The organism is Sunxiuqinia sp. A32 (assembly GCF_052690465.1).
On sequence record NZ_JBQYLI010000004.1, the window covers coordinates 114856 to 127432 of the forward strand.

Consider the following 12577-nt stretch of genomic DNA (forward strand, 5'->3'; position numbering starts at 1 on the left):
ATGAAATACCTGTTATTACTTGGAATAATGCTGGTTGTTGGAATGTGCAGTGACAGCGAGGAATTTACACTGGAAGATAAAACAATCTACTTTCAGTATGAATATGTGAATAATGCCTGGGGATATCAGCACAATGGTTTTATTGTCGATCAGGATGGAAATATCTATGAATATGATCAACCTGAAAATTGGAACTTCGCAGAAAACAATAAAATCAGCAAAGCAGATTTTGAAGCAAATCTAAGTAAAGCGGAATTAAGTTCCAGCTCGTTAACAGAAACCGAACTTGAAAACATGCAGGAATTAGCCCTTAAGGCAAGCACTGGAAATCTAACAGAATTGAAATCTGTTATGGCCGATGCAGGAGCTGATGTTTATGCAGTCTACATTGCTGATACAAACGACAATTATCTTACATACAAATTATTGCAAATGCGCGGTGACAATTACCAAAAGAACACCACCAACGCAGCTGATGAAATAACTGATTGGTTAATCGGAATTCGCGGAGAACCCGGTTTTAGCGACGAACACTTTTGAAAAAACAGGAGCGGTTACCAAAATTGGTAGCCGCTCCTGTTTTCAGCTTAAAACATTGGATCCCACGGTGGAAGCATTTCTGCTTTTTCACCATAAATATTCAATACTTTTTCACTGAGGTATTTTTTGTGAACCACTATTCGAAACATGTATTCACTGAACCACTCATCCGTAAAAGTCAGATAACCTTTCTCTCCGGATTGCGTTCCCCAGCTATTCTCAAATTGCCATTTCAAAGGTTTTTCATTATCATCAACTTCAACAGCAATTAGTGCCATTCCATGGCTTGAACCACTTTCCCGACTTTGAATTCGTTGAGCTTTATTCATGCCAAAAGAAACGCCGTATATTGATTCAAAATCATAATTGTCGACATCCAACACCCCGGAATCCCGCCTGAGTTGTTTCCCAACATCACAAGACGCATACATAGCGTCATTTGCCTTAATCGATTCAATACAGAATCCTTTTAACACCTCGTTTGGAAGGTTCACATAATGCCAGTTTTCACCTTCCTCAATATTTCTGTAGTTTTCAATTTCATAATGTTTCCAAAATGGACGTGTAGGATCGTTCATCAACATCACAAAATCATTGAGCTTTGTTTCACCTAAAACTTCATTCATAAATCCGAGAGGGGTATTGTCTTTCATCTCAATCAACTCCTTTGCCTTATTCTCATATCTCCAATCAAACAAAACAGGAGGTTCTCCTAAATTTAAGGCGAGCATCCGGTAAATCTCCTTCAGCATTTCAACTTTCGTAGCTTCAAGCTTCTTGGCATTGTTTCCATCGGTCTTCATTGCACGAAGTAGTAATCCCTGCTCCCGAAGTTTTCGATTAATCAATCGAGTCATCCATGCAGTATTTTCACTCGAATTGGTTTCTTCCATGGCTTCCCTTGGAACCATACCATATTTATTCGCCAGATTTACAAAATTGATCCATTGTCCACCATCGTCCACCGGAGATCGAAAATACCATCGAACTGTTTCATCGCTAACTGGCAACTCTGCAGTTTCGATCATATTATTCAAAAACAAATTTGACTTTTCAAACAAATCCCAGAAGTAGAGGTAATTCTCAGAAAACTCGAATGAGGAAATATCAAATTTCTTCATTGCAACGGGCCTGAAAATATTCAAGGAGGTAAACAACCAACAACGGCCAGATTTCTGTTGATTGGTTATTCCTGAAACATCAACTTTGTATGTAAAATGATGATCAACTGTACCTTCATTTTCTCGACTCCATGCTAGTTTGGTAATATCATTTGAGGACAAAGCATTTTGCATTCCCCTTGCATATGCATCTTTTATAAACGAGCCTCTAATTTCATTGAGTGTTTCTTTTTCAAGTGTCTGACCATTGCAAAACACTGGCAGAAGAATAACTGCCATCGCTATCCATTTCTTCATTTTTGAATTTTAAAAATAAGTCCTAATAAAGTTGTAAGTACTCCAAAAATAGCAAGAATCCAGCAGACAAAAAAAAGACCGGGTTAAATATTAAACCCGGTCTAGACAAGTATATCTTATTACGTTTAAAATAACTTATAAGCTATCCCAAAAGCAAAATCTATATTCTTTTTATCGTATGTCTCCATGTAGCTTGGATCAGCAAATGGCTTGTCCTCATCCATGTAAGCAGTATATAAAAGCCCAGCATCAAGAACAAGACGATCATTAATTTGATATTGGAAACCAAATGCCCCAGTGAATGAACTATTACTGTAGCTAAAATCACTTTGGTACTGTTCAGTTACACCAGTATTCGAGTGCATTCCACCAACGCTAACTTTAAAAGCATCCGTAATGGCGTATTCAAGACCTAAAGCAATTTCGAAATAATTGTGATCAAATGTCTTTTCATCTCCATAAATATTCGTTCTCCAGTCGACAGCCTTGTCAAAGTAATTGTTAAATGACACCGACGTTTTAAAATTATCAGTCACCATATAATCGGCTCCAATTGTAAAAATAGCTGGAATATCACTTGCTGTTTGTCCACCATCAGGGAAGAAACCTGTTCCATCAACTTCTGTTTCATTAGTCAATGTAAGGGTAGTTTTAAATTCATATTTCAAGCCGACATTCAATCTGTCCAGCGAAAGGTTGGCACCTAAAATAGGAGTATATCCTCTTCCTTTTTGCTTTGTATTTGTTTCAATATTTGTTGTAGCTGCATCAATTGCGCTGGCAGTTCCAGCGGCTTGTACAGCACTGGCAGTTAACGCAGCAACACCTTGCCCAAAAGTTAAACCAGAAGGTAGTCCTGCAGATGCAGCAACTTCATCAGGCATAACCATATCTGCCGGATAGGCTGACAAATTTTGAGCTCCCTGAGTAGCAGCAGCAGAAAGCCCATTAAGTATATCAACAATAGAAACTCCTTGATTGGTAACTGATATATCCTGTATATGACCTTGATATTCATTAACGGCATCAATGTACCTAACACCAGCTGCAAAACTTAAAATATCACTAACCTGATAGGAAGCATTTAGTTGGAAACCCCAAAACACCGATGAACCATCTAAATAAAGATCAGCATCATATTCAGTACCGGCAAAACCAGATTGCACCAATGTCGAAACAAGCCCAGCAAACGGCTTTTCGAACGTTGGGATTCCGGTTCCATACTCAGCAGTTCCACCACCTCCATTCGGGCCAAATCCTAATGAAAACGCCCAATCATTTGCCTTATAAGCTGCAAATGCTGTTGGAAATGCGTAAGCTTTTACATCGCCAAGGTATTCTGATTCATTCAATCCAGGGAACCCACTCGTGATTGTTCTGTCCTGAATAATTGATTGATTTTGAATTCCAAAATAAAATCCGTCGGTCAAAAAGGTGAGTCCTGCGGGGTTGAAATATACAGCATCGAGTTCTGTAGATGCATTTCTTGAGAGCATACGCACGTATTGTGCACTTTGGTTTGCATTCGTCAGAATTCCTCCTGCAAAGATCGATTGTGCGAATAAAACACATACCACGACCAGTAAAGTTGTTCTTTTCATTTGTTTAAAGATTAGTTGTAACTAACAAAAGTAAAATTTTTTACATATGATCAAAACATTATCTCCTGAAAATCAACACATTACAAACCTTTTGAACGTTTGAGTATTTTGGTCGTTTTTTCGCACAAAAAAAGACCTTGCAAGTTTGCAAAGTCTTTTTGAAGAATATTCTTTCTTAAAGATGAATTACTTCGTCATATGCTGCAGCTGCTGCTTCCATAACAGCCTCGCTCATTGTAGGATGAGGATGAATTGACTTAATCAGCTCATGCCCCGTTATTTCAAGCTTTTTAGCAACCACTAATTCAGCAATCATTTCTGTAACGTTTCCACCAATCATATGAGCACCTAGCAATTCTCCATATTTCGAATCAAAAATGAGTTTTACAAATCCATCTTTCTGACCAGCTGCACTTGCTTTTCCACTTGCTGAATATGGGAATTTACCCACTTTAATATCATAGCCAGCTTCCGTTGCCTGTTGCTCAGTCATACCGACTGATGATATTTCAGGGTTGGTATACGTACATCCGGGAATATTACCATAATCAACAGGATCAGGATTTTTACCTGCTATCTTCTCAACACACACGATCCCCTCAGCGGACGCCACATGCGCCAAAGCTGGCCCATGAACAATATCTCCAATAGCATAGATGCTGTCAATGTTGGTTTTGTAATATTCATCAACTTTTACTTTTCCTTTCTCCAGTTCAACACCCAAATCTTCAAGACCAATATTCTCAATATTTGGAGTGATCCCAACTGCAGAAAGTACTATCTCCGCCTCAATTGTTTCTTCGCCTTTTTTAGTTTTCACGGTCACCTTGCACAGTTTACCGGAAGTATCTACTGATTCAACCGACGCATTGGTCATCACCTTCATTTTTGACTTTTTAAATGAACGCTCCAACGTTTTAGCAACTTCCTGATCTTCATTAGGCACCAGGGTCGGCATATATTCCACCAAAGTAACTTCTGTGCCAATAGAATGATAGAAATAGGCAAATTCACTTCCAATAGCTCCGGAACCAACTACCACCATCGATTTTGGTTGTTTAGGTAGCGTCATTGCTTCGCGGTATCCAATAATTTTTTCACCATCCTGTTCCAGGTTAGGTAATTCTTTTGACCTGGCTCCCGTAGCCAATATGATATTTTTAGCAGAATGATTCGTTCGCTTTCCAGTTTCATCAACAACTTCTACAGTATTCTTATCTGCAAGCCTGCCGAAACCATTAATAAGCTCAATCTTATTTTTCTTCAAAAGGAATTGAACGCCTTTACTCATTCCATCAGCAACATCCCGGCTACGTTTAACCATTGCTTTATAATCAGGCGCCACATCACCCGAAATACTAACACCATAATCGGCAGCATGCTTGGCATACTCAAATGCCTGAGCACTCTTTAATAATGACTTTGTTGGAATACATCCCCAGTTAAGGCAGATTCCTCCAACGTTTTCTTTTTCTACTATACCGACATTTAAACCTAGCTGAGCAGCCCTAATTGCAGCAACATAGCCGCCTGGACCACTTCCTATGACTAATACATCGTAACTCATAATTTATTGATTATCTTTTTTAACGACTAACATGAAAACAGTTAAACAAGTAAAATGTTCTTTAAATGTTTAAGCTGTTAAGATATTGAATCGTAACATAATATTATACGATTGGGAATAAAAAAGCCGGCAATAAAACCGGCTAAGTTATTATTGTAGCAATTCTTTAAGTTTATTTTCAAGATCTGCCCCTCGCAGTTTATTTGCAACAATCCTACCCTCTTTATCAAGCAGAACGGTGTGAGGTATTGAATTCACACCATAGAGTCTGGCAACTTCATTTTGCCAATATTTCAAATCTGAAACGTGTGTCCAGCTTAAATTATCATCTTCAATAGCTTTTAACCAGGCATCTTTATCTCTATCAAGTGAAACACCTAAAATCTCAAAGCCTTTATCTTTGTATTCATTGTAAATACGAACAACATTAGGATTTTCCTGTCTGCATGGCGCACACCAGGAAGCCCAAAAATCAATCAGCAAATATTTTCCTTTGAAAGAGGATAAACTCACAGGACTACCATTCTGATCATTCATCGTAAACTCAGGTGCATTTACACCTACTGCAGTTCTTCCCATTTCTTCAACCATACGATTCAATTCCATTGTGTATACAGAACTTTCAAGTTCCGCAGGAAACAAATCAACTAATTCTTTCAAATCATCATAATCCAGTTTTTGTGACAATTGTGTTAAGGTTATGAAGGGAGCGACAACCGTACCGCTATGTTCACGAACAAAGTTTTTGGCAAACACTTGCATATTCTCAGAACTTGCTTCAAACTCAATTCTAGCACGATCCATAGCATCTTGGTTACCCTTTGACATCGCATCAGAATATGCTTTCTGAAGTTCTCTTGCTTTTTCATTCAATAAGTTCAACTCATCAATGTAAACATTGAATACATCTGTTTGAGGAGAACCACTAACTTTTGTGCTTCTAAGACTATCTTTATTAGCTAGAATCTCAATCTTTTCATTCTCTAAAAAGAATTGCGCAAAATAATCTCGTTCATTAATTCGCAAATAATGAAGTTCCGGAATACTTATTTGCCCTTCAAACAAAAACTTACCATCTGTAATTTCGGAAGTATCAACAGCTACTGGTTTTCCAGCTTCTGCCTTTACCAAATAAACAGCGCCTGAGTCCAAGCCAGCAATTGATCCTGAAATTTTATAGCTGGCAGGTTTGTTACATCCGGCAAGCACAAGTAAAACAATAACCAGCAAATTGAAATTCTTCATGAGTTCTTTTTTTGTGATTGATAATAATAATTCATTAATTCCCTCGCAGCAACAAAAGAGCTAATTTCTTCCTTTAAAACTTTTGTTTCAAAGTCTTCAGTCAGCTTTTTAATTTCTGTATTTTGATAAAAATTGGATTTCAATTGATCATTAATGGTCTCGTACATCCAATATTTTGACTGCTCATTTCTTTTGTGCTGAAAGTAGCTATTTGATTTGACAAAATCAAGATACTGATTGATAGTGTCCCAGATCTCTGGAATTCCCATTTTATAGACCGCAGAACATGTTAAAACTTTCGGTTTCCAGCCAGAATCTGTTGGTGGGAAAAGATGAAGTGCATTCAAATACTGCACACGTGCCTGCTCAGCTTTATTTACATTATTTCCGTCCGCCTTGTTAATGGTAATCGCATCTGCCATTTCCATAATTCCGCGCTTAATTCCTTGCAATTCATCACCTGCTCCGGCCAGCATTAATAATAAGAAAAAGTCAACCATTGAATGAACAACAGTTTCACTCTGCCCCACTCCAACGGTTTCAATAAAAATAGTATCGAAACCAGCAGCTTCGCACAAAACAATTGTCTCACGGGTTTTACGCGCCACCCCTCCAAGGGACCCGGCAGATGGAGAAGGACGAATATAAGCACGGCTATCAGCGGATAATTCTTCCATTCGAGTTTTATCACCCAAAATACTTCCTTTTGATCGCTCACTACTTGGATCAATTGCCAAAACTGCTAACTTCCCGCCCTGATCAGTAATGTATTTCCCCATTGATTCAATAAAGGTGCTCTTACCAACACCAGGAACACCGGTAATTCCAATACGGACAGAGTTTCCGCTATGAGGCAAACACTTTACGATAATCTCTTGAGCAATTTCCTGATGCTCTTTTTTCGAACTTTCAACAAGTGTTACAGCCTTACTCAATAGTGTAATATTTCCGCCTAAAATCCCATCGACATAGTCATCAACGCTCAGTAATTTCTTCTTCTTACTTTGCAGAAATCTCTCGATTGCACTCTCGCTAAACGAAGATGGTTGATCGATCCCACTATTCACAGAGAGACCTTTATATTGCTCGTCATTTTCAATATGCTTATTCACTTTCTCGCTCACTTTCAAAAATTTTTACGAAGGTAAAACTTAAGCTACAATAAAAAAAGAAGCCGTCCCAGAATGAGACGGCTTTCCAATTTTGTCTTTTGTTGTTATCCGGCTACTTGTACATTTGTTGAAATCCTCAATATCGTTGTTGGATTCTTTGGATCATTAGTGATCACAGTTATTGCTTTATTTTGACGGCCTCTTTTGCCCGTTGAATTAAACACAACTTTTAATGGAACAGTTTCATTCGGACCAATTACCTTTTTCTCAGGAGTTACTGCAGTACAGCCGCAAGTAGTTTTCACATTACGAATAATCAAATCACGCTTGCCATCATTCTTCATTGTAAATGTATGTTCAACTTTTTCACCTTGGTTAATTTCTCCGAAATCAAAGGTATTCTCTGCGAAAACAACAACAGGTGCATTATTCAATTCTTCCTGAGACAATGCTGAAAAATCCTCTTCAATCGTTGCTGATACACCAATAGAATTGCGGTAATCCGATTTTCCATCCACATCCAAGTAAATACGGTGCATTACAAAACCATAGGTATTAATTTTACTCGCATCATAAGTTACATAAATATTCCCCTTATCCTTTGGTTTCAACATCGCTGGTTCAACCCAGGCTTTCAAATGAGCTGGAGTAGACTTGAACTTCAGACTTACAAATTCATCCGAATTATTCACAATTTCCAGACTGTCAGTTACAACATCATTTTCTTTAATCTTTACAAAAGCCAAATGATTTGACTTAGCTAAAACAGGTCCTATTTGACGTGGATAAAGTTCTGCAAGGGTTTTTACCCGTGGATTAACAGTACCTTTGATTCGCAATATTACTCTTTGATTCTCTGCATTCGACGTAACAGTGATTGTTTTATTAAATGCTCCCGGACGATTTCTCGGGTTATAACTCACTTTAATAAATCCTTTCTCACCAGGTGCAATTGGCTTTCTCGTCCATTCAGGAGTTGTGCATCCACAAGAAGCCTGAACATTATTTAATATTAATGGTGTTGACCCGGAATTTACAAAATTAAAATTGTAGGATTGTAAGCCTTTATCTTCCTCAAAAGTGCCAAAATCATGGTCCAATTTTTCAAAATCAATTTTAGCCTGTGTAGATTGCGCCACTACTGAAGTGGTAAAGGCCACAAATACGATTAATAAAGAGATTAAGGTTTTTTTCATAATATTGAATTTTGGATCGACAATTTGTCAAATATGGATTGATCTTCAAAGATAATATTCATCTCTCAAAAAAATAATTTTCATACAAATCTATTAATTCCGAAAACTCCAGACACTTAATCAACCAAAACTTTTGTTAATGATTTGTTAAACGGGAGATATTTCTGAAAAAATGAGTAGTTTCGTGGTTATCAAGGGACAACGGAAGTAATTATGGGAAGAAGTACCATTCGGTTTGTAATCGTGTTAGCCACACTCTCAGTGCTTGGAATAATATTCATCCAATTTTTCTTTTTGAAAAATACAGTTGACCTGAACGAAAAGAAATTCCATGAATCAACCACACAAGCGCTTGTAAATGTTGCAACCCACCTTGTTGAGTATAACAATAAAGTTTATGGACACAAAAATACGGTAGAAGTTGATAATCCAGTTGAGCAAATATCCAATAATTACTATGTTGTAAACGTCAATGATGTAATAAATCCCAGCCTTCTGGAACATTTTCTAATTAAAGAATTTAAGACGCAAAACTTAAAAGTAGATTTTGAATATGCCATTTACGACTGCGAAGGCGAAAAGATGGTTTATGGCAACTATTTAAAAGAAGAATTTGACACCATTACTCGTAACCCTATCGTGAAAGAACAGAGTTCTGCATGCGATACTGAAGAAGCCGTTTTTGAACAGCACTACAAGCAAAAAAAGAAGGTGAAAGACTGCAATCTTCCAACTTGCGAAAAGTACACTTATTACTTTGGAGTCTCCTTCCCAGAAAGGTCTAAATACTATAGTACCCAAGTAAAAGCCTGGTACTATATAAATGGGTTTCTGGTAATTGTAATTTTGTTTTTTGGATATACTATTTCAGTAATTCTAAAACAACGGAAATTAAGTGAAGTCCAAAAAAACTTCATCAACAACTTAACCCATGAATTTAAAACGCCAATTGCATCGATAGACCTTTCTGCGAAGGTTTTATCTGACCCAAAAATTGCGGAACACCCAAAACGACTTAACGATTATTCAACCATTATCAACCAGCAAACAAAGCGTCTTTCTGATCAGGTGGAGAAGGTGCTGCAAATGGCGACTATCGAGAAGAAAAAGCTCCAGCTGCAAAAAGAAGATATCAATTTGGCTGAATTTGTTCCAAAGACAATTTCTGACTTTAAGACCAGTTTAAATGGGAATAAATACCAGATTGAACTATCTGGTGATAATGAAAATATTCACATTACAGCAGACCCATTACATTTTTCAAATGTCATCTTCAATATTTTGGATAATGCTATAAAATATTGCGACGATTCACCTGAGATTGAAGTTGATATTTTGAAAGACAAAAGACACATTCAACTTCGTTTTTCCGATAATGGAATAGGCATTCCCAAAGAGTTCCGCAAAAAAATATATGGTCGTTTTTATAGAATCCCGACTGGTGACATTCATAATGTAAAAGGATTTGGTCTGGGACTTGACTATGTAAAAAAGATCATTGAACGTCATGGATGGAAAATTCAGGTATCGGATAATTCACCAAAAGGAAGTATTTTTACGATAACCATTCCCCGATAATTATGGACTTTACCGGAAAAAAAATTCTTTTAGTCGAGGATGATAAAACATTAAATTTTATTGTCAGGGACAACCTTGAAGAAGCAGGATATAATGTTACCTCCACCGAAGATGGGCAGGAAGGTCTTAATGCATTCAACAAAGGTGATTTTGATCTTTGCCTTTTCGATGTAATGCTTCCAAAAATGGATGGATTTACATTAGCAAAGAAAGTTAGAGAAATCAATCAAATAATTCCCATCTTGTTTTTAACAGCTAAATCGATGACTGAGGATAAAATCAGCGGTTTTTCGATTGGTGGTGATGATTACATTACCAAGCCTTTCAGCATGGAAGAATTGCTAATGCGAATCAAAGTTTTTTTGAAAAGGAGTACAACTGTTCCAGAGTATGAACAAGATGAAATTAAACAATGTAAAATTGGACATTTCGACTTTTATTTTGACAATCTGATTCTTCAAAATGGAGATAATAAACGAACACTTACATACAAAGAAGCCGAGCTACTTCGGTATTTTTGTGAGAATCCAAATACTGTTTTAAGCCGTTCTGACATATTAAAAAATGTATGGGGATCTGATGATTATTATCTTGGAAGAAGTCTGGATGTGTTTATTTCAAGACTCCGGAAATATCTTAAAAGTGACCCGGACATAAAAATTATTAACTTGCACGGAATTGGGTTCCGCTTTAATGCGCCCATTGAAATTAAATAGTCTAATAATTTAAGTATGATTGGAATGTCCGTTTCTCAAATAATAATTCTGATTATTGTTGGTTTACTTGCTGGGTTGTTGGGTGGAACACTCGGAGTTGGAGGTGCAATTGTTGTTATTCCTTCATTGGTTTTAATATTTGGCTTTGCCCAACATCAGGCACAAGGAACCGCATTAGCATTTATGCTTCCTCCAGTTACTTTGTTAGCAACCATAAATTATTGGAAGGAAGGATATGTCAATTGGAAATTTGCCCTCATCTTATCAATAACTTTTTTCATTGGCGCTTACCTTGGATCCATTCTTTCGTTCAATATAAATGAGAAAATACTTAAAAAAGTATTCGGCGTTTTCATTATTATTGTCGCCCTAAAAATGATATTTTCAAAATAGAAACATCCATTTTGAAAGAAAAAAACCCTACCAATTGGCAGGGTTTGTAAAATTTATCTCAATTCCTCATTACTAATATTCATCACCAAAAGCGACTCCCATTCTTCGAGCTTTAAGAATTAATGGATGATCTTTATCAACCAAGCTCAGTTTATCGCTTATTTCTTCCAGTGGTACGGTTGTCAACTGATTATTTTTCATTGCTACCATGGTACCAAAATTACCATCGGCTATACACTGAGTCGCAAATGCTCCATAACGGGTTGCTAATATTCTATCCATAGGACTAGGACTACCTCCCCGTTGAACATATCCTAATACCGTTTCCCGTGTTTCAATTTCGGTGTAGGTTTGAATTGCCTCCGCCAAGTGACTTGCAGCTGACATCTTTTTAGGATGATCAATACCTTCAGCAACTACTACGATTGAATATGGCTTCTTACTTTCATATCGCTCTTCAATTTTTTTACAAACTGAACGAATATTATATGGTATTTCCGGTAAAAGAATGATATCACCACCACCAGCCATTCCGGCATATAATGCGATCCAGCCAGCATGATGTCCCATTACCTCAATGATCATTACGCGTTGATGCGAGTTTGCAGTTGTATGCAATCGGTCAATAGCTTCAGTTGCTATTTGCAATGCTGAATCAAAACCAAAAGTAATATCAGTTCCCCATACGTCGTTATCAATTGTTTTTGGAATACCAACAACATTTAAACCTTCCTTGCGAAGCCTGTCTGCTGTCTTCATGGTTCCATTGCCCCCAATACAAACAACAGCATCCAACTCCAATTCATGATAGTTTTGCTTAATAAGCTCCGGCTTGTCGCTATCTCCCTCATTTACAAACCGATACGGCTTCTCCCTGGATGTCCCTAAAATTGTACCTCCCAGCGTCAAAATACCTGACAAGTCTGATTCTTTTAAAAGCATGTAATCTTTCTGAATTAGTCCAGCATATCCAGCTGTAAAACCAATAACCTCCATTCCATACTCAACAATAGCAGTCTTACCAACTCCTCGAATTGCTGCATTTAATCCAGGACAATCTCCTCCTGCAGTTAAAATTCCAATACGTTTTGGTTTACTAGAACTCATATCTTTTATTTTTAAATGCTAAGGCCATAGCCTCTAAATATTAATCGAATTTAATAAATCTATCTCGCTTTTTTCATATTCTCCAACACTTCCTTTTATTCAAC

Annotated in this window: 11 protein-coding genes; 4 read left to right on the forward strand and 7 right to left on the reverse strand. The window is 37.2% G+C overall.

Translation table 11 applies throughout. The annotated features are described in order from the left end of the window. Positions 1-540 (forward strand): hypothetical protein, encoded by a 540-nt coding sequence (locus tag ACUNWD_RS05275; RefSeq protein ID WP_445586733.1) that lies wholly within the window; start codon positions 1-3, stop codon positions 538-540. Positions 541-587: 47 nt separating this feature from the next. Here ACUNWD_RS05275 and ACUNWD_RS05280 read toward each other — a convergent pair whose 3' ends face one another. The 6 genes from ACUNWD_RS05280 to ACUNWD_RS05305 all read right to left on the reverse strand — a co-directional run bounded on the left by ACUNWD_RS05280 (position 588) and on the right by ACUNWD_RS05305 (position 8679). Further along, a complete protein-coding gene (locus ACUNWD_RS05280; RefSeq protein WP_445586734.1) occupies positions 588-1958 on the reverse strand; it encodes a C1 family peptidase in 1371 nt (456 codons plus the stop codon). Positions 1959-2083: 125 nt separating this feature from the next. Then, positions 2084-3559 (reverse strand): OmpP1/FadL family transporter, encoded by a 1476-nt coding sequence (locus ACUNWD_RS05285; protein WP_445586735.1) that lies wholly within the window; start codon positions 3557-3559, stop codon positions 2084-2086. A 175-nt stretch (positions 3560-3734) separates the two neighbouring features. After that, positions 3735-5126 (reverse strand): dihydrolipoyl dehydrogenase, encoded by a 1392-nt coding sequence (gene lpdA / locus ACUNWD_RS05290; protein ID WP_445586736.1) that lies wholly within the window; start codon positions 5124-5126, stop codon positions 3735-3737. Positions 5127-5276: 150 nt separating this feature from the next. Next, positions 5277-6371 carry a redoxin domain-containing protein gene (locus tag ACUNWD_RS05295; protein ID WP_445586737.1) on the reverse strand — a complete coding sequence of 365 codons (1095 nt, stop codon included), beginning with the start codon at positions 6369-6371 and terminating at the stop codon, positions 5277-5279. Further along, positions 6368-7495, reverse strand: coding sequence for a methylmalonyl Co-A mutase-associated GTPase MeaB (gene meaB, locus ACUNWD_RS05300; protein WP_445586738.1), 1128 nt, complete (start codon positions 7493-7495; stop codon positions 6368-6370). The genes ACUNWD_RS05295 and meaB overlap by 4 nt, the downstream gene beginning before the upstream one ends. 92 nt (positions 7496-7587) lie before the next feature. Further along, positions 7588-8679: a DUF1573 domain-containing protein gene (locus ACUNWD_RS05305; protein WP_445586739.1), complete on the reverse strand. Its 1092-nt coding sequence runs from the start codon at positions 8677-8679 to the stop codon at positions 7588-7590. A gap of 213 nt (positions 8680-8892) precedes the next feature. Here ACUNWD_RS05305 and ACUNWD_RS05310 point away from each other — a divergent pair, with 213 nt between their 5' ends. The 3 genes from ACUNWD_RS05310 to ACUNWD_RS05320 are packed head-to-tail and all read left to right on the forward strand — an operon-like array spanning position 8893 to position 11366. Next, complete coding sequence (locus tag ACUNWD_RS05310; RefSeq protein ID WP_445586740.1) at positions 8893-10257, forward strand: sensor histidine kinase; 1365 nt, start codon at positions 8893-8895, stop codon at positions 10255-10257. 2 nt (positions 10258-10259) lie between these two features. Then, positions 10260-10973, forward strand: coding sequence for a response regulator transcription factor (locus ACUNWD_RS05315; RefSeq protein ID WP_445586741.1), 714 nt, complete (start codon positions 10260-10262; stop codon positions 10971-10973). A 15-nt stretch (positions 10974-10988) separates the two neighbouring features. After that, positions 10989-11366 (forward strand): sulfite exporter TauE/SafE family protein, encoded by a 378-nt coding sequence (locus ACUNWD_RS05320; RefSeq protein WP_445586742.1) that lies wholly within the window; start codon positions 10989-10991, stop codon positions 11364-11366. Between the two features lie 72 nt (positions 11367-11438). Here ACUNWD_RS05320 and ACUNWD_RS05325 read toward each other — a convergent pair whose 3' ends face one another. Beyond that, complete coding sequence (locus ACUNWD_RS05325; protein ID WP_445586743.1) at positions 11439-12473, reverse strand: ATP-dependent 6-phosphofructokinase; 1035 nt, start codon at positions 12471-12473, stop codon at positions 11439-11441. Positions 12474-12577: the final 104 nt, after the last annotated feature.